The following is an 18,476-nucleotide window of genomic DNA, read 5'->3' on the forward strand; positions in this document are numbered from 1 at the left end:
CTGTGTTCGTGCTTATTGCCTGCCTCGACGGCATTTTGGGTGCGCCACCGCCCATTTTCGCGCGTGCGATAATCCCGTTCTTCCCATCCGGGCACTTTTGCGCGCCGCACCTTGAAAAACCTGCTTGTTCCCCTCGATCGCCTGGCCGATTTCGACGAGATTGTCGATGTCCGCACGCCGCTCGAATTTGCCGATGACCACATCCCGGGCGCGCTCAACGCCCCTGTGCTGAGCAACGAAGAGCGGGTGCTGGTCGGCACGATGTACAAGCAGGTGTCGCCGTTCGAGGCCACCCGCGTGGGCGCGGCGCTCGTCGCGCGCAATCTCGCACAGCACCTCGACACAACCTTTGCCGATCGGCCGCGCAACTGGCGGCCGCTGATTTATTGCTGGCGCGGCGGCAACCGGTCCGGTTCCGTCACCGCGATGTTCAACATGATCGGCTGGCAAGCGCGGCAACTGGAAGGCGGGTACAAAAGTTACCGGCGCGCAACTCTCGATACGCTCGACCATCTGCCGGCCACGTTCCGCTATATCGCACTGACGGGCCCCACCGGCAGCGGCAAAACGCGCCTGCTGCACGCGTTGCACGAGGCCGGCGCGCAGACGCTGGATCTGGAACACCTGGCGGCGCATCGCGGTTCGCTGCTCGGCGCGTTGCCGGGCGAGCCGCAACCGTCGCAGAAATGGTTCGACACGCTGCTGGTCGGCACGCTACGCGGCTTCGATTCGGCGCTGCCGGTGTTCGTCGAAGCGGAGAGCCGGCGGATCGGCGCAATTTCCTTGCCGCTGGCGCTGCTGGAGTCGTTTCATCGCGGCGCGTGTGTCGAGGTCGAAGCAAGCCGCGAGGATCGCGCAACGTTTCTGCTGCACGATTACGCGCATCTTTTCCATCATCCCGTGTCGTTCAAGCAGCAGTTGTCGAAGCTGGTCGGCCTGCATAGCCGCGAGCGGGTGAGCGGCTGGCATGCGTTGATCGACCAGGGCCGGGAAGCGGAGCTTGCCCGCGAACTCATCGACCTGCACTACGATCCGGCCTACGCGCGCAGCAGCCGTCAGAATTTCAGCGAATTGCCGCACGCTACGCACATGCTGTTCCGGCCGAACGACGCCGACGTGATCGAGCAGGCAAGGGCGCTGCTGGCACGGCTCGACGCTTCCCGTGCCGCCGAAACGCCGCCTGTCACGTCGGCCTGACCCGTTTTCATCCCGATAAAAACTACCCAAGACCATGCAATCCACTCTTCGACAACCGCGCGTCGCGCTTGGCTGGATCACATTCCTGCTGATCGCGGTCGTCGGTCTTTTCTACGTCAAATGGTTTCCGTACTACAACCGCGCGTTCATCGCGGCCAGTCAGCATTCCATCGGCAAATCGATACTGATGGGCACCGCCGCGAGCGCGCCCGCGCCGTCGTGGCAGGCCGCCATCGACTACGCCTTTGCTTACGGCAAGGCGATCTGGCAAGCGATGGTGCTCGGGCTTTTGCTCGGCTCGGCGGTGCAGGCGCTGATTCCACCGCAATGGGTGGCGCGGGCGCTGGGCAGGAGCGGCTTTGGCAGCGTGGTGAACGGTGGCCTGATGTCATTGCCCGGCATGATGTGCACGTGCTGCGCAGCGCCGGTCGTGGCCGGTCTGCGGGCGCGTCAGGCGGCGCCGGGCGCCGCTGTCGCATTCTGGCTCGGCAACACCGTGCTCAATCCGGCCACGCTGATTTTCATGGGCTTTGTGCTCGGCTGGCAGTGGATGGGATTGCGGCTCGCCCTGGGCGTGCTGATGGTGTTTGGTCTCGGCTACGCGGTGAACCGGATGGTGACTCCGAAGGAAGCGGAAGCGTCGCGCAGCGCGATGGCGAAGCTGGTTACCGCGGAAGATCCGGGCACTGCATTCACTCGCTGGGTCCGGATTCTCGGGCGCATGACAATCCGGCTGGTGCCTGAGTACATCGTGCTGGTGCTGGTGCTCGGGGCGGCGCGGGCTTGGTTGTTTCCGCATATCGGTCCGAATATCGACAATAGCGTGCTGTGGATCGTCGGTCTCGCCATCGCCGGGACGTTGTTCGTGATCCCGACAGCGGGCGAGGTGCCGATCATCCAGGCAATGTTGTCCCTCGGTATGTCGGCCGGTCCCGCAGGCGCGTTGCTGATGACGCTGCCGCCGATCAGCCTGCCATCGGTCGCCATGCTCGGCCGATCTTTTCCGCCGCGCGTGCTGACAGTGGTGGCGGTTGCCGTGGTGGGCTTTGGGATTGTCGCGGGGTTGCTTGCGGTGGCGCTGGGGTTCTGACGAACGATCGCAATAGGCGAGAGTTCAAGAAAGAGGCCGTTCCAACGTGAGTTGGAACGGCCTCTTTTTCGTGTGCGTGGGCGGCTTATCGCGGTGTCGAGTGCGTACCTGATTCGAACGGGCACGCTTTCGCGCGCCCTAATGCGTGCCCATCTGGATCAGCAGCTTGAACGGCAGCGCCAGCAGCATCGCACCCCCTACGCCTGCGCACCACAGCGCGATGAACCACAAGGTGCTCTTGAGCCGCGCACCCTTGCGACGTTCAACGCGGGCTTCAGTGGTAGTGATGTTCGCCATGGCGCACCTTGCCTCGAAAAACCCAATAACCAAGCGTCGTGTACGCGATGATCACGGGCAAGATCACCGCCGCGCCAATGAGCGTGAACCTCTGGCTCGAATGCGGCGCCGCGAGTTCCCAGAGCGACACGCCGGGGAAGATGGCATGGGGCGAAATGCTCGCCACCAGGCCGCTATAACCGAGCAGCACGAACGCCAGCGCCATCATGAACGGCCGTGTTTCGTGCCGTGAACGGATGGACTGGCGCATCAGCCACGCGCAGGCAATTACAAGCACGGGCACCGGCAGGAATCGATAGAACCACGGGGTATCGAACCAGCGCGAGGCGATTCCCGCGTCCTGCAGCGGCGTCCAGATACTGACGACCGCGATAGTCCCCAGCTGCAGCAGCGTCAGCGGCCACACGATGCGATAAAAGCGGCGTTGCAGATCACCCTCTGTTTTCGCGATCAGCCAGCAGCAGCCGAGCAGCGCATACGTGACCACCAGCGCGAGCCCGGTGAAGAGGCTGAACGGCGTGAGCCATGTGAAGGCATCGCCGGAAAAACGGCCATCCGCGACCGGAATGCCATTGAGAAACGCACCGAGCGTCACGCCCTGGAAGAACGTCGCCCCGGCCGATCCGCCAATAAACGCCAGATCCCACATCGGTTTGGTGCGTGTTGCCTTCGAGCGGATTTCGAACGTGACGCCACGAAAGATCAGGCAGATCAGCATGAAGATCAGCGGCAGATAAAGACCCGACAGCACGGTCGAATAGATCATCGGAAACGCAGCGAACAGGCCGGCGCCCCCCAGCACGAGCCAGGTTTCGTTGCCGTCCCAGACCGGCGCGACGGTGTTCATCATGACGTCACGGTCACGCTCCTCGGGGAAGAACGGAAACAGGATGCCGATGCCGAGATCGAATCCGTCCAGCACCACGTACATCAGCACGCCCAGCGCGATGATCGCGGCCCATGTAAGGGACAAGTCCATGTTAGGCTCCTTCGATTGAATGCGTCGCGGTGGACAGCGGCCGGCGCGCGGTGTGGTTGTCGTCGTCAATGCGCGGCGTGTGCGTGATCGTGCCCGGCAACGCGGGACCGGCTCTAAGCAGCTTGAGCAGGTAGTAGATGCCAGTGCCGAACACGAGCGTATAAACCACCACAAACACCAGCAGCGTCACGCCCACTTGCTGTGCTGTAACCGGCGACACAGCCTGCGCCGTGCGCATCACGCCGTAGACCACCCACGGCTGACGTCCCGCTTCGGTCGTGATCCAGCCGGCCAGCAGGGAGATAAAACCGGATGGTCCCATCACGAGCACGAAGCGCTGGAACATCTTCGATTCGAACAGCTTGTTTTTTCGACGCAGCACAAAGCCGGCGGCACTCAACAGGATCATCAGCACACCGAGCCCGGCCATGATCCGGAAACTCCAGAACACGATGGTCGAATTCGGCCGGTCCTCTTTCGGAAACGACTTGAGGCCGCGGATTTCACCGTCCCAGCTATGCGTCAAAATCAGGCTGCCCAGGTGCGGAATGGACACGGCGTATTTCGTGGTTTCCGCTTCCATGTCCGGGAGGCCGAAGAGATTCAGTGCAGTGCCGCTTTTCTCCGTGTCCCACAGGCCTTCGATTGCCGCGATCTTTGCCGGCTGATATTCGCGCGTGTTGAGGCCGTGTTGATCACCGACGACCGCCTGAACCGGCGTGAGCACCAGCAGCAGCCAGAGCGACATCGAAAACATCTTCTTGATCGCAGGGTCGCGGCGGCCTTTCAGCAGGTGATAGGCGCCCGAAGCCGCCACCACCAGCCCCGCGACGATGAACGCCGCGATCGCCATATGCGTCAGCCGGTACGGAAACGACGGGTTGAAGATGATCTGGAACCAGCTGACCGGCACGACATGATCGCCTTCGATACGAAAACCTTGCGGCGTCTGCATCCAGCTATTCGACGCAAGAATCCAGAAGGTCGAGATCAGCGTGCCGATGGCGACCATCAACGTAGCGCCGAAGTGCGCCTTCGGTCCCACCTTGTTCCAGCCGAACAGCATGATGCCGAGGAAACCGGCTTCCAGGAAAAACGCGGTCATCACCTCATAGGCGAGCAGGGGGCCGGTGATCGAACCGGCGAAACTCGAGAAGCCGCTCCAGTTGGTGCCGAACTCGTAGCTCATTACGACGCCGGACACCACACCCATGCCGAAGGCCACCGCGAACACCTTCGACCAGAACAGGCATAACTCCTTGTAGACCGGCTGACGCGTCTTGAGCCACGCGCCTTCGAGCACGGCGATAAAGCTCGCCAGCCCGATGCTCAGCGCAGGGAAAACGATGTGGAAAGAAACCGTGAAGGCGAACTGAATACGCGCCAGGTCGAGCGCTTGTTGAGTGGCATGCATGGCAGGTTGTGCATCCATCGCGGGCGCACTCTAACGAGGTCGCAGGCGGGCGCTGGTTGGTTGGACTAAGTACGACGGAAGTGACTTTAAGCCAGTTTTTGAGATGAATGGTGCGACGCGGTAGAGCGTGAGAATGCGCGAAAATGTCGCATTTTGAAGGTGATTTCGTCCGTAACTTACTGTTTCTGGACAATTTTTTTGAGGCATCGATTTGACGCTTGCAGCCACCGGTACGTGAATTCCGCGACAATCGACCGCACTGCGTCAAAATGCGTATCCCCGCGCTCAGGTAGAGAAGAAACGCTACCGCGCATGGCGTGCTCAAGCGCGCTGGCGCGATTTCTCCAACGGCGCACCGGCGTGCGCCGGGTACCATGACGGAACTGCGTCGGCGGCATTTTCCCGGTTGGGAAAACAGGCCTGCGGCGAAGCCAACCGAACATCGCGACGGGAGAAAAATCATGCGTCTTGATGACGAAGCAGAGAGCCGGAATGTGGAGGACCGGCGCGGTGCCGGTGGGGGCGGCGGTGGCGGTGGCGGATTTCGCATGGGCGGAGGGCGCTCGATCGGTATCGGCACGATTGTCATAGCGCTGGCAGCGGCCTATTTTTTCGGCATCGATCCGATGCTGATCCTTAACGGCGGTTCGACCGGACAGAGTGGTTCATACAGCCAGCCACAGCCGCAGCAACGGCAGATGGGTCCGGGTGGTCAGCCACAGACGAGCGCGAACGATCAAGGCGCGGTGTTCGTGCGCCGCGTGCTCGGCAATACCGAACGTACATGGCAGCAGATTTTCCGTACCCAATTCAAGCAGGACTACCCCGCGCCGAAACTTGTCCTGTTCTCGGGCGGCACCCGCACCGCGTGCGGTACCGGCCAGTCAGCAATGGGCCCGTTCTACTGCCCGGGCGACCGCACGGTGTACATCGATTTGTCTTTCTATCGGGAACTGCGCGACCGCTTCGGCGCAAGCGGAGACTTCGCGCAGGCGTACGTGATTGCGCACGAAGTCGGCCACCATGTGCAGAACGTGCTGGGCATCATGAACAAAGTCGATGCCGCGCGGCAACGGATGTCGCGGGAACAGGGCAATCAGTTGTCGGTGCGCGTCGAATTGCAGGCAGATTGTTTCGCAGGCGTGTGGGCGAACGTGGCCCAGAAGAACAACGCAAAGCTGATTGAGCCCGGCGATTTTCAGGAAGGGCTGAACGCGGCAGGGGCGATCGGCGACGACCGGTTGCAGAAAGAGACGCAAGGCCGCGTGGTTCCGGAAGCCTTTACGCATGGCACGAGTGCGCAGCGGCAGCGCTGGTTGAATCGCGGACTGGCGACGGGCGATTTGGGGCAGTGCGACACTTTTGGCGCTAAAACGCTCTGACCGTGATCCTTTTTCAGCCGCTGCATGGCGTAATTTTCAATGGTGGAGCGCCTGAACAGTTGGCACCTTGTTCGGGAAAGACTGTGAAATAGTAGTGAAAACCGTTATTTCGACGGATAATTCGGGCAGAACGCGCAGCGATCAGCTTACAAATGCTGGCAGCGAGGCGTCACGCCAATTTATAGAATTCCGTCTTTCAAAAAAATCGACCGTGACCCGAACGCCTTTCGATCTGCCGAAAGCGCAACCGGTCAAGCGAGTCAGCCGTCCGGCGGTACCGGCTCATGCGTCGCGGCATGAGTGCGCTCGTCGACGAATTAAAGGTTCCATAGCATCCCCATGAAGCGAATCCTGATTGTCAAGGTGACATCATTGGGCGATATCGTAGAGACGCAGCCCGTCGTCTCCGATCTTCGCCGTGCATTTCCGTCTGCCAAGATCGACTGGGCAGCGGACGCGGCCTTCGCCGACATCATTCGCTGGAATCCGGCCGTGGACCGCGTGTTGAGCGCGCCGCTGCGCAAGTTCAAGAAAGCGCGGAGCTGGGCGGATTTGAAAGATATCGCCGCGTCCATCGGGGAATTGCGGGCTGAGAAGTACGACGTGGTCCTCGATATCCACGGTGTGTACAAGAGCGCGATCATCGCGTTTCTTGCGCGTGGGCGTCAGCGTTATGGTTATAAGAACAGGGACCTGGGCGAACTCGGCGCGGCGTTTGCGTACAACAAGCGCTTCGGGCCGCGGCCGGGAACGGACGCGTGGCGCGGTATGCGCGTGAGCGTGGCCGACGCGCTGGGCTATACCTTCGACGAAACCCCCGACTTCAATCTGCATCTGCCGCCTCTTGCTACGCCGCTCGAGCTTCCGCAGGGCGCACCCATCGCCATGCTGTTCCACGCTACGTCAGCCGATGAAAAGAAATGGCCGATCAATCGATGGGCCGAGACGGGGCGTTCGCTGACCGCGCGCGGTTATCGGATCGTGTTGCCGTGGGGCACCGAAGGCGAGCGCAAGGAGGGCGAGCAGATAGCAGCGCTCGTGCCGGGCGCGATTGTCTTGCCGAAGCTGAGCGTGACCGAGTGCGCGCATTGCATCGAGGCGTCGGCGCTTGTCGTGGGCATGGATACGGGGCTGGTCCACCTGGCGCATGCGCTGGGTCGTCGCACGGTGATGATTTTCACGGCGACGTCGCGCGGGCATTTCGGCATAAGCGCACCGGGGCGTTCGGTTTCTGTCGGCGATCACCATGCTCCGCCCGATGTAGCTTCGGTGCTTGAGGCTATCGAAAGCGTGTTGACGGGAACGGTGACGCCGGCAGCACGCGATGTCGCGACAGGGGCTGTTTCCGGGTAATGGCGGCGTGGATACCGTTCAGGTCTCCAGCCCTGTAGCGGGCTTGCCCAAAGCCGCGTCAAGCTCCCGGGAATCCGTCCGGAAACAATCGCTCGATCGCTGCTTCGAAGTGCTGGATCGGCGCCGCGCCGCGCAACGCGATAGGCGGCGGCGGTTCCTGATCGCCCACTCCTTCGCGTGACAGCACGACGAACGGCACGCCCGTCACACCGAGCTTCTTCGCGAACTCTTCGTCTTCGATCACGGCGTCGGTGAGTTCGTCGCCCAGCAACGCTTCTTCCAGCGACTCCGGATCGATACCGCAGGTAGCGGCAATATCCAGCAGCGCATCTGTATCGCCGATATCAATACCGTCCTCGAAAAACGCCTTGAAGATCGCGCGATGCACAGCCTCGAAACGACCCGATTCGCGCGCGAAAAACGCTGTCTCGAACGCCTTGCGGCTACGCGGCTGAACCGGCGGGAGACGCAACAGCAAACCGCGTTCGTTGGCCATCGGGTAGACGGCGCTCTCCCACGTTTCATGCAGATAGTCGCTGTCGGGATCGAGCGTGGGCACAGGTTCGGGACGCAGTTCGAACGCGTGCCAGCGAACCTCGACCGCGTCGCCATACGCATTCTGGAACTGGTCGATGACCGGCACTTCCAGATAGCAGAAAGGGCACACAAAATCCGACCACACGTCGAGGTACAGCTTGGGGCTTGTCATATAAGGCTCGTTTGATATTCGGCGAAATTTTGTCCGAAATTCTACCCCGCATTCAGCTTTGGTTCCGGCCACGCGCAATCCGCGGAGGATTTCCAATCGAGCCATTTCGTGTCGGCCCGTCGTGTTTTGCCGCAGGCTTCTGTCTCGCGCTCGGCGAGAACATTGCGTTTCCTTGACAATACCGGGCGTGGCCAACTGAGCTGATACTGGTAGCCTGGGTCAGGATCTATGATCTGATGACTGAACGATTTTGTGACCGCATCGAACGGCACCCGGCTCAGCTCTTCCGGTGTTGCGTGGTCGACTGCGGTGGAACATCGGGTGACGAGCGCCGATTGGGTGAAGTATTTATTCGACACATACAGCAACTCGACCCGAAAATGAATCAGCCGGATTGGCTGGTCCACACGCTGCCGCAAGAAGGTCTGCGCTATCTCGTCCGAGTCGTCGATATCCATTCGTAGCTGGACCACCTCAGCTTCATTGAACATGCGCACGCGGGGAAACGTAAGCATGACGCGCTTCGTGTTTTCTCCCGCGACCGGTTCGATAGCAGATACGGTCTGAAGGTCGGACGTGACCACGGGATCCGTGCTGCCCGTCCACAAGAATTTATGAGTGAACCGGTTTTCGTAGGCAGTCTTGATCTGAATGTGCCGGTACGTCTCGTTCACGAACCTTTTTCCGTCGAACGTGGTGTAACGGAAAAAGCTGGAGATGCAAAGATAGCCATCCGGATAATGCAGCTTGGAGAATGTGTCGAACGCTTTCCGCGCCAGCCATGCTATGTAGCTCACGCACAGGAGACAAATGGCCAAAGCCGCCCATGATTTCCACCGGTCTGCTACCAGATCGCTTGCGCTAACGCCGACAATTGCGACGAGCGAAGCAAGATTGCCAGCGAGTCGCCACATTGACTGCCTCGAAATTGACGTTAAAAAAATAAGGGCGCCGATAGGCGCCCTTTAGAGGAAATACTTGTTCTCGTTAAGAAGCATCGCCGCCCATACGCCCTCTACTTGTCAACGAGTTACCGCTTAGAAGTTAGCTCAGGCGCTAACTTTGATGTATTCGCAGTCACTTTGCCAACACTACCCGTTAGCCCGTGATTTATCCAGGGTTCCAGGCGATGGCAGAGGGCCTAAACGCCCGTACATATTGGCCATTTGTTCCAGGTCTCCATGCTGCAAGGGCTTTCTGGACGACGTACGTTACAGCGCGCTGTTTGTAAAATTTTGCACCATTCGCATTCCTTTGCTTTGAGCGATCAAAATCCGCCATCCATTTCGATCTTCGACCCATCGCTGAAACGACTCAGCCGGAATGCTCGCGGGTCCACCAGCGGCTTGTCGTTCGCGACAATATCCGCCATCAGTTTCCCGGCACCCGGTCCGATCCCGAAGCCGTGACCTGAAAAACCGGTGGCGATGAACATGCCGGGAAGCTGTTGCGCAGCGGAGATCACAGGCACGGCGTCCGGCGTAACGTCGATATAACCCGCCCACGCTTGCGCCACTTTCACTTGCCCAAGCGCCGGGAAGATCGCACGGAACGCGTTGATGGCGACATCGTTGAATTTCTGGGTCGGTGGTGGATCGAGCGTGCGTACGATCTCGAAGACGGTCGGTTGGTCAAGTTGCCATTTCCGCGGCTGGCGCAACGCTTCGAAAAATCGCCGGCCGAAAGCGAACTCGATCGATCCGAACTGGCTTTTCAGCGCCGGCAGATATTGGCTGAATAGCCGGAAGCTGTCGGGCGTGATCTCGGCAAGACTGTGGAACGCATTCGCGATCGTGTAACCGCCGTCGAGCCGCTTGCGGTATCCGACGGTCTGGTTGCATGCGCTGACTTCCGGTCCACCGTCGACCGGCTCCGTGCGCAAGACCGACGAGCGTACCGTCAGTTGCGGCAGTTCGACATCGACGCTGCCGGCAAACAAACGCGTCCACGCACCGCCTGCTACCACCACGCTCCCGCAGCGGATCGAGCCGTATTCGGTCACCACGCCGCTGACCGTCCCGCCGCTCGTTTCGATGCCGCGCACCGCACACGGTGTCAGAACTTTCACGCCTCTGGCGCGCAGTGCATTCGCGATGGCCGGCGCCGCCCGCTGCGGTTCCGCGCGGGCGTCGGAGGGCGTATAGATGCCGCCGGAAAACTTGCGCGCCGCGCCGGGCATCAGCGCCAACGTTTCTTCGCTGGACGTGATGCGTGAGTCGATACCTTCGCGCCCCACGAGACCGACGGCGCGGGCCAGCCAGCTTTCGTGATCGGCGAGCGCCTTCGGGTCGTCGGCGGCGTAGAGGATGCCGCATTGCCGGAAACCTGCGTCGATGCCCAACGTCCGGTCTAGCTCGCGCCACAGCTTCAGGCTTTCGAGACTGAGTTCCAGCTCGCGCAAGTCGCGATGCGTTGCGCGGCACCAGCCCCAGTTGCGGCTCGATTGTTCGCCTGCTATATGCCCTTTCTCGCATACCGTGACTGAGATCCCCTTCTCTGCGAGATATAGGGCCGTGCTCACGCCGATAATCCCGCCGCCAATCACGACAACATCGACGCGCTCGGGTAAATCACGATCTTCAACGACTTCAACTACTTGTGGACCCATCTATCCTCCTTGGACAGGTCGAACCGAGCGTCATGTCGGGAAACGTGTCCGGACAACCCGCCCGATGTGCTTCCGGGCATCCTGTGTGCTTTGATCAACCCGATGGCGCGTCAAAGCCGGCCCGTCTGATCAACTGGCTTTGCGGTCGAATCCTTGCTGCGGCGGCATTGCGCGGCAAATCCACCCTGACTTTCTGGAGAACACTCGTGCAAAAGACAGCATCGGCAAAATGGAGTGGTGGCATCAAGGACGGTAAAGGTTACATTTCGACGCAAACCGGCGTTTTGAAAGACGCGCCGTATGGTTTTTCTTCCCGCTTCGAAGGCGGTCCCGGAACGAATCCCGAAGAGCTGATCGGCGCTGCACATTCGGGCTGTTTCACGATGGCGCTGTCCCTGCAACTCACGCAGGCCGGCCTCACGGCGGAAAGCATCGAAACGAAGTCTACCGTGACGCTGGACAAGGTCGGCGATGGTTTCTCCATCACCGCCTGCCATCTGGATGTGAAAGCGAAGGTGCCCGGCGCCGACCAGGCCACATTCGAGAAGCTTGCGAACGCGGCGAAAGAGGGGTGCCCCGTGTCCAAGCTGTTCGCTGGAAACGCGAAGATCACCCTGAACACGGAATTCGTTTCCTGAGTTCGTTGGACTGAAGCACGTTAGAACACGAAGGCGTGGCCGGGAATCCGGCCGCGCTTTTTCGTTTGTCTTTGCGGGGCAAGCCACGCCCAAATGCTGATGTCGTTGGTTTGCGGCACCCTCGAGCCCCGCACGCGTTCATCGTCGTGTCGCTGTTGCTGCTGATCATCATCGGACTGCCGACGTTCCTGCCTGCACCACCGACTAAAATCAGTACCCGGACTTATCCACATTTTTTGTGGATAGCCGTGTGGACAACATGCGCAAGCAGCCGCCAACCCACTGACGCATAACGGTTTACGGTTTCCCAACGTTTCCAAAGCAGGAACGCTGTTTTCAGTCGGCAATGCACTTTCAGCCGTTCGTTGCAAGCTCCGTAACCCGTCATTTGTCCCCAGACCCTGTAATCTGACGGCACTTTCAGTTCATCTGGTCTGGCCGGACCATCGAGATCGATAACCGGTCCGGCTTCCTGACACTTCCATCCACACGCAGCACCGCCCTGGAGCATCGATGAAATTCAAGCTGGACTGGACGGGCATCGCGCCATTTGCCGCACTTGTCATCCTGGGACTGACGTTCGCCATGCCGAACGGCTTCATGTTCATCCTCGCCGCCATCGCACTCGCCGCCGCCGTGTTTGCCGCGGTTCATCACGCCGAAGTGGTTGCGCATCGAGTCGGCGAGCCGTTCGGCACGCTTGTGCTGGCCATTGCCGTGACGGTGATCGAAGTGGCGCTGATCGTCTCGGTCATGATCTCGGGCGGTCCGGAGAAAGCAGCCTTGCCGCGCGACACGGTATTCGCCGCGATCATGATCGTGTGCAACGGCATCGTCGGGCTTTGCTTGCTTGTGGGTGGCATGCGCCATCACGAGCAGAATTTCCAGCTACAGGGCGCAAGCGCGACGCTGGCCATCCTGTGTGCATTGTCAGTGTTGACCATGGTCTTACCCGATTTCACCAGCACGGTGGCGGGGCCGGGATTGTCGACGTCGCAACTCGTGTTTGTTGGCGTGACATCGCTGGTGCTGTACGTGGTGTTCGTGTTCGTGCAGACCGTCAGACATCGCGATTATTTCTTGCCACCGGTGCCGGCGCTCGATCCAAATCGAGCCGAAACCGACGACGTTCACGCGCCACTGCCCACCAATGGCTACGCGTTGGCCTCCGGCGGTTTGCTGCTGCTCTCGCTGATATCGGTTGTCGGACTGGCGAAGCTGCTGTCGCCGGCCGTTGAGGCGGGAGTCGCTCGGGCGGGCGCGCCAGAAGCGGTGGTCGGCGTGGTGATAGCGGCGCTTGTGTTGCTGCCGGAAGGCGTGGCCGCGTTGCGCGCTGCACGGCTGAACCGGCTGCAGACCAGCTTGAATCTTGCACTTGGATCGGCGCTGGCGAGTATCGGTCTGACGATTCCGGCCGTGGCTGTGGTGTCGCTTGCAATCAGCCAGCCGATCGCGCTTGGTCTCGGTTCGAAGGAAATCGTACTGCTCGCGCTGACCTTGATCGTCAGTGTTCTCACGCTCGGCACGGGGCGCTCGACCGTACTGCAGGGCGTGGTTCATCTGGTTATTTTCGCGACCTTCCTGTTTCTTTCGGTTGTGCCCTGAGATTGGCGGAAGAGCGTTCGCAGCCTTGCGGGCCGGTCCTGAAAATAAAGGGCCGGACCTGATTCAGCAATTCTCCGGGCGGTGTTGCGTTCGCGCTTCACCCGAGGGCTAGTCTCAAAATCTTTTGCAATGCAGCATCGGATGCGTATAATCAGGGTATTCCCTAACGTGTTATCCCTAACTCACGCTGAGGTGCTTTTATGAAAACCGCCGCTCAAGGTTCGATTCTCGTTTCGTTCGGTTCGTGGTTCCGCAAGGCGAAGGCTGTCGTTCGCCGCGAAGCTGCCCATGCGTTGAACCTGCATCTGCAAAATTGCGCTGTGCTGGCTGAAGCGTATCGCCGCAAGTAAATCGGCTGCAGCCTAGCCGACCGCTGAATCGACGCACCGATCGAGCCGCTGAGCGCTCTCGAACGTCGATTCGCCGGCCTTGCATGCGTTAAAACGGTTGCCGGGTAGAAAGTCGGCAACCGTGACTGTCGGCACTGAACAAGTGTTAGCCCATCAGTTTCAGATTGCCCATCCGCCGAGATAAAACGCGGCGAGCACCGCTGCGATCGCGACCGTGCCGACGTTCAGTTTCTTGTACTCGCCGGAAACCACCCGGCCGATGACGAGCGTGCAGAAACCGAGCATGATGCCGGTCACAATATTCGCCGACAGCACAATGAACACGGCGCAGACGAGACCGGACATGGCGTCGACGAGATCGTCCATGTGAAGCTTGCTCACGCTGGCGAGCATCAGCAGGCCAACATACATCAGGGCGGGAGCCGTGGCGTACGAAGGCACGAGCCCGGCGAGCGGCGAGAAGAACATCACCAGCAGGAACATCACGCCAACGGTAGCGGCCGCCAAGCCCGACTTCGCGCCTGCAGCCACGCCCACAGTCGATTCGATATACGCCGCAGCCGGTGCACCGCCCAGGCACGCGGCGACGATCGAGCTGACGGAGTCCGCGGTCAACGCCCGGCCGCCGTTCACAATACGGCCTTTCTCATCGATCTGACCTGCCTGTCCAGCCACTGCGCGAATCGTGCCGGTGGCGTCGAAGACGGCGGTCATCACCAGTGCGAACACGCTTGGCAACACGGCCAGCGACAGCGCGCCGCGAATGTCCATGGCGCCGATCAGCGATGCATGTCCGGGAGCGCTCAACGAGGGCAATGCGAACACGCCGGTGAAACGAACGGCGGGATCGAAGGCCAGTCCCAGCGCCGACAACCCGACCACTACGAGCAAGATTCCCCCCGGCACGCGCCGGCGCTCCAGGCCGATGATCGCGGCAAGTCCGAAGATCGACATCAGCACCGGAAACGCCGTGATATGACCGAGCGAAACGGGCATTCCCGCACCCGGATTTTTCACGATCAGGCCGACATCATTCGACGCGATCAGCAGCAGAAACAAGCCGATCCCGATCCCCGTGCCATGTGCGACGCCCGCCGGCAGGTTGCGCAGGATCCACGAGCGCACCCCGGTGACGGAGACTGCGGTGAAGGTGATGCCCATCAGGAACACCGCGCCGAGCGCGACGGCTGGCGAGAGCCCTTTGCCCAGCACCAGCCCGAAAGCGGTAAACGCGGTGAGCGAGATCGCACAGCCGATCGCGATTGGCAAGCGCGCCCATATACCCATCAAAAGCGAACCGAAAGCGGTCGTCAGGCAGACCGCCACGAAGACGGCGCGCGTATCGAAGCCGGCCTTGCCCAGCATTTCCGGCACGACAAACACGGAATAAACCATCGCCAGGAAGGTGGTAATACCTGCTATCACCTCGCGCCGCTGCGTACTGCCGCGCGCGCTGATCTGAAAATACCGGTCGATTAATCCGCCGGATTGAGACGCGGGGGCATCGTCCTGAATGTCGATGCCGCCGAGCGGCTGGGCGTGGGGTTCCATCATGAGCTGTTCTCCTTTATCAGCAGGCTGAAACAAGCGCGTCGTATAGTCTTGGCAGACCGGCCGCGCCGTCTTCAGGGTCGTCTCGATAGGTTTGATTTATGTTGTTGGCCGGAGCCAACGCACTGGACTGGGCCAGCACAGAGACTAGGCGATCATTAAGCCGCCTCCAATCTCAAAAACGGGATTCCAGTCATGCCGCGATCCTTATAAGGTCTGTTTCCATGCGGCTTTGAAAGGCGTGCACGTGCTGTAGAAAAGCCAAAGGGCCAGGTCGAATGACCTGGCCCTTTGACTTGGTTGGAACTACGTGGAACTAACGCGACACCTTACTGAATCACGCGCGTCACGCCGCGGCCGCGCGGATCGGCCGCTGGTTCGGGCGTCGTGCCGTCGATCTTGATGACCTGGATATCGCCGTTGAAACCCTGCTTCGCGAGCGTATATCCCTTCGCTTCCAGCTCTTTCGCGAGATCGCCGTCAATGGGCTTGTACGGTTCCCAGAAAATCGTGTTCGGCGGCAGCAACTGATGATGGAAGCGCATTGCCGCGACCGCATCGGGCAGGGGCATCGAGAAGTCGTAGACGTTGTTGATGACCTGAAAGATCGATGTAAAGATGCGCGAGCCACCCGGCGTGCCGATCACCATCGCGACTTGATCGTCCTTCGTGAGGATGGTCGGTGTCATCGAGGAAAGCGGGCGCTTGCGCGGCTCGATCGCGTTGGCGTCGCTGCCCACTACACCGAACATGTTTGCCACGCCCGGTTTCGAAGAGAAGTCGTCCATCTCGTCGTTCAGCACCACACCTGTACCGTCCGCCACCACGCCCGAGCCGAAATAGCCGTTGATGGTGTACGTATTCGATACCGCATTGCCCCACTTGTCGACCACCGAGAAGTGCGTGGTTTCAGCCTTTTCCGGCATCGTGGTGCCGAGGCCCGGAACGACGCTCTTGGTGTCAGACGGCGTATCGGGATTGACTTCCGATGCACGCTTCAGGATGTAGTCGTCGTCGATGAGCTTTGCGATAGGCACCTTGTAGAAGTCGGGATCGCCGAGATACTGGGCGCGATCGGCGAACACGCGCTTTTCAATTTCCGCGGTCAGGTGAATGTATTGCGCGGAATTGAGCGGCACGTCGGCATACTTGTCCTTGAGATCGGCTTTCATCTTCAGCAACTGTACGAGACCGATACCGCCGGAACTCGGCGGTGGCGCGGTGATGATGCGATAGCCGTTCCAGCTCGCGAGCACCGGTTGCCGCCAGACCGCCTTGTATTCCTTCAGATCCTGTGCCGTGATCAGGCCATGGCCGGTCATGGCGGTGGCGATCAGATCCGCTGTCTGGCCTTCATAGAAGCCCTTGGCGCCTTTATCCGAAATGCGTTGAAGCGTCGCGGCCAGTTCCGGCTGCTTGAAGTTCACGCCTTTACTCAGGGTTCCGAAGTAACTGTCGAAATTGGTCTTGCCTGCGAATTCCTTCGACGCCGCGTCTTTGCGTTCCTGCAGTTGATCGCTGACTTCAAAACCGTCCTGTGCGTACTTGATCGCGGGCGCCACAACCTGTTTCCATTTCAGCTTGCCGAAGCGCTTCTGCGCTTCCCACATGCCCGAGACCGTGCCCGGCACGCCCACTGCACGATACCCATAGAGGCTCATGCCCTTGATGACTTCGCCCTTGTCGTCGAGATACATGTTCTTCGTGGCGGCGATCGGGGCGCGCTCGCGATAGTCGAGGAAGTAGGGCCGATGATCCACGTAGAGCGTCATGAAACCGCCGCCGCCCAGGTTGCCCGCTTCCGGATAGGTCACCGCCAGCGTGAAAGCGATTGCGACGGCTGCGTCGACCGCATTACCGCCCTCCTTGAAGATCTGCTCGGCTGCGTCGGCCGCGAACTTGTCGGCGACCGCCACTGCCGAAGCGGTCAGGACCGCCGGTTGCGGCGTGACTTTCGCGTAGGCCGGTGCGCTTTCGACAAACGCGAACGAGATCGAAAACGCCGCGGCAGCGAGGGTTCCGAGCGCGAACGAACGTGTGCGATGCAGCGAACTCATGGACTTCTTCATGGACATCTTGCTCCTCCTGAAAATGGGTAACCGCCTTTCCCGGTCGCCTTTTCCGGCGAAGCGCTTGGGCGGAGACGCTCCGGGGCTTATATCACGGGCGCAATTGATTCGGCGGCGGCTAACACACCCGGGTGAGCAACTGCTCAGGCGTCGACGCCGGTGGGCGCGTGTGCTTCATCCAGGAAATACGTGGCCACCACGCGCAGGACGGATTCACGGAACGAAGCGACGAGATCCGAGCGTATGCCGCTGCTTGGATACGACAGCACGTATTCGTATTCGATAGCGGCCTCGAACGGGCGCACGACCACGCCGTGAGCCCGCCACACCTTGGCTGCGAACGGTTCGACAATCGACACACCCAGACCGCCCGCGACCATTGCATAGCGTGTGTGGGCGGTGTCGGTCAGGACCGTGTAGTTCGCGCGGTCTTCGCCGGCCGCGAACAGCGACTGTTCGGCCGCGTAAGGCTGGCGCGAATTCGGCAGCCAGCCGATGATGCGTTCGCCACGCAGATCCTGTGCTCGCACCGATTTTTTCTTCGCCAGCCGATGCGATGCCGGCATCGCGCACTGCGCACGCGCATGCAGCAGCTTTTCCACTTCGATACCCGCAACCGATGCAAATGCCTGGCTGATCGCGACGTCGGCCTTATGGTTCTGCAGGATCGTGAGTACCTCCGGGACCTTCACCGAATCGACGCGTATGGGCACGCCCGGATGACGCTCGACGAAATCCGCGAGGATGGGCGGCAGCAGCGTGCTGGCGAGCACGGGTAAGCAAGCGACCGTCAGCCCCTCGGACGCTTCGTCGCGAATGATTTCGGCGACCTGTTTCAGGCGTTCGAGCCCCAGGAAATTCTCTTCGACGGACTTATAAAAGCGCAGCCCGGCGTTGGTCGGATTTAACCGACCGCCCACGCGGCTGAACAGGCTAAAACCGAGGTCAGCCTCTAAATCGGCGATCAAACGGCTGATGGCGGGCTGAGTGACGTGCATCACACGCGCAGCCCCGACACTGGTACCCGTCATGATCAACTGGCGGAAAGCTTCTATCTGGCGAAAACGGATCATTGTTTGGAACCTGCCTGCACGGACCTCAAGGACGCCGATGTTAGCGCGAACCACGGGCGCCTGCTGATTTACGGCCGCGCGCGCGTGGATAAAGCGCGAGTCGAACCCCCAGCTTCCCGCTTATACCCAAAACACATGGGCTATAAGCACATGTGAGTGGA

16 protein-coding genes are annotated in these 18,476 nt (G+C 60.6%); 7 read left to right on the forward strand and 9 right to left on the reverse strand.

What is annotated here, in order from left to right:
- Window positions 1-111 precede the first annotated feature (111 nt).
- Window positions 112-1,197, forward strand: a complete 1,086-nt coding sequence (gene mnmH / locus M0D69_RS23270) for a tRNA 2-selenouridine(34) synthase MnmH (RefSeq protein ID WP_301784245.1) — start codon at window positions 112-114, stop codon at window positions 1,195-1,197.
- A gap of 34 nt (window positions 1,198-1,231) precedes the next feature.
- A complete protein-coding gene (locus M0D69_RS23275; RefSeq protein ID WP_301784246.1) occupies window positions 1,232-2,287 on the forward strand; it encodes a permease in 1,056 nt (351 codons plus the stop codon).
- Between the two features lie 138 nt (window positions 2,288-2,425).
- Here M0D69_RS23275 and M0D69_RS23280 read toward each other — a convergent pair whose 3' ends face one another.
- From M0D69_RS23280 to M0D69_RS23290, 3 genes are read right to left on the reverse strand one after another with little or no spacing between them, the layout of a single operon-like run.
- Entirely contained in the window at window positions 2,426-2,584 is a 159-nt protein-coding gene (locus M0D69_RS23280; protein ID WP_301784247.1) for a hypothetical protein, read from the reverse strand.
- Window positions 2,562-3,563: a cytochrome d ubiquinol oxidase subunit II gene (gene cydB / locus M0D69_RS23285; protein ID WP_301784248.1), complete on the reverse strand. Its 1,002-nt coding sequence runs from the start codon at window positions 3,561-3,563 to the stop codon at window positions 2,562-2,564. Before cydB ends, M0D69_RS23280 begins: the two co-directional genes overlap by 23 nt.
- Before the next feature lies 1 nt (window position 3,564).
- Complete coding sequence (locus M0D69_RS23290) at window positions 3,565-4,977, reverse strand: cytochrome ubiquinol oxidase subunit I (RefSeq protein ID WP_301784292.1); 1,413 nt, start codon at window positions 4,975-4,977, stop codon at window positions 3,565-3,567.
- Between the two features lie 461 nt (window positions 4,978-5,438).
- Here M0D69_RS23290 and M0D69_RS23295 point away from each other — a divergent pair, with 461 nt between their 5' ends.
- The gene (locus M0D69_RS23295; RefSeq protein ID WP_301784249.1) at window positions 5,439-6,359 is read left to right on the forward strand and encodes a neutral zinc metallopeptidase; all 921 of its coding nucleotides are present in this window, start codon (window positions 5,439-5,441) and stop codon (window positions 6,357-6,359) included.
- 339 nt (window positions 6,360-6,698) lie between these two features.
- A complete protein-coding gene (gene waaC / locus M0D69_RS23300; protein ID WP_301784250.1) occupies window positions 6,699-7,712 on the forward strand; it encodes a lipopolysaccharide heptosyltransferase I in 1,014 nt (337 codons plus the stop codon).
- Window positions 7,713-7,770: 58 nt separating this feature from the next.
- Here the strand turns inward: waaC and M0D69_RS23305 are convergent, their stop codons facing one another.
- From M0D69_RS23305 to M0D69_RS23315, 3 genes are all read right to left on the reverse strand, one after another.
- Window positions 7,771-8,421, reverse strand: a complete 651-nt coding sequence (locus M0D69_RS23305) for a DsbA family protein (protein WP_301784251.1) — start codon at window positions 8,419-8,421, stop codon at window positions 7,771-7,773.
- A 41-nt stretch (window positions 8,422-8,462) separates the two neighbouring features.
- Window positions 8,463-9,335 carry a hypothetical protein gene (locus tag M0D69_RS23310; RefSeq protein ID WP_301784252.1) on the reverse strand — a complete coding sequence of 291 codons (873 nt, stop codon included), beginning with the start codon at window positions 9,333-9,335 and terminating at the stop codon, window positions 8,463-8,465.
- Between the two features lie 353 nt (window positions 9,336-9,688).
- Window positions 9,689-11,029, reverse strand: a complete 1,341-nt coding sequence (locus M0D69_RS23315; protein WP_301784253.1) for an FAD-binding oxidoreductase — start codon at window positions 11,027-11,029, stop codon at window positions 9,689-9,691.
- A 206-nt stretch (window positions 11,030-11,235) separates the two neighbouring features.
- Here M0D69_RS23315 and M0D69_RS23320 point away from each other — a divergent pair, with 206 nt between their 5' ends.
- From M0D69_RS23320 to M0D69_RS23330, 3 genes are all read left to right on the forward strand, one after another.
- On the forward strand, window positions 11,236-11,667 hold the full coding sequence (locus M0D69_RS23320) for an OsmC family protein (protein ID WP_047846670.1): 432 nt from the start codon (window positions 11,236-11,238) through the stop codon (window positions 11,665-11,667).
- A gap of 513 nt (window positions 11,668-12,180) precedes the next feature.
- Window positions 12,181-13,272: a calcium:proton antiporter gene (locus tag M0D69_RS23325; RefSeq protein WP_301784254.1), complete on the forward strand. Its 1,092-nt coding sequence runs from the start codon at window positions 12,181-12,183 to the stop codon at window positions 13,270-13,272.
- Window positions 13,273-13,472: 200 nt separating this feature from the next.
- Entirely contained in the window at window positions 13,473-13,622 is a 150-nt protein-coding gene (locus M0D69_RS23330; protein ID WP_166681306.1) for a hypothetical protein, read from the forward strand.
- 159 nt (window positions 13,623-13,781) lie between these two features.
- Here M0D69_RS23330 and M0D69_RS23335 read toward each other — a convergent pair whose 3' ends face one another.
- The 3 genes from M0D69_RS23335 to M0D69_RS23345 form a co-directional block, all read right to left on the reverse strand.
- Window positions 13,782-15,176: an NCS2 family permease gene (locus M0D69_RS23335; RefSeq protein WP_301784255.1), complete on the reverse strand. Its 1,395-nt coding sequence runs from the start codon at window positions 15,174-15,176 to the stop codon at window positions 13,782-13,784.
- 326 nt (window positions 15,177-15,502) lie between these two features.
- Window positions 15,503-17,230, reverse strand: a complete 1,728-nt coding sequence (gene ggt, locus M0D69_RS23340; RefSeq protein WP_301784293.1) for a gamma-glutamyltransferase — start codon at window positions 17,228-17,230, stop codon at window positions 15,503-15,505.
- 155 nt (window positions 17,231-17,385) lie between these two features.
- Window positions 17,386-18,315, reverse strand: a complete 930-nt coding sequence (locus M0D69_RS23345; RefSeq protein WP_301784256.1) for a LysR substrate-binding domain-containing protein — start codon at window positions 18,313-18,315, stop codon at window positions 17,386-17,388.
- Window positions 18,316-18,476 lie beyond the last annotated feature (161 nt).

This window comes from Caballeronia sp. SEWSISQ10-4 2, from assembly GCF_030464885.1.
Classification (GTDB): Bacteria; Pseudomonadota; Gammaproteobacteria; order Burkholderiales; family Burkholderiaceae; genus Caballeronia.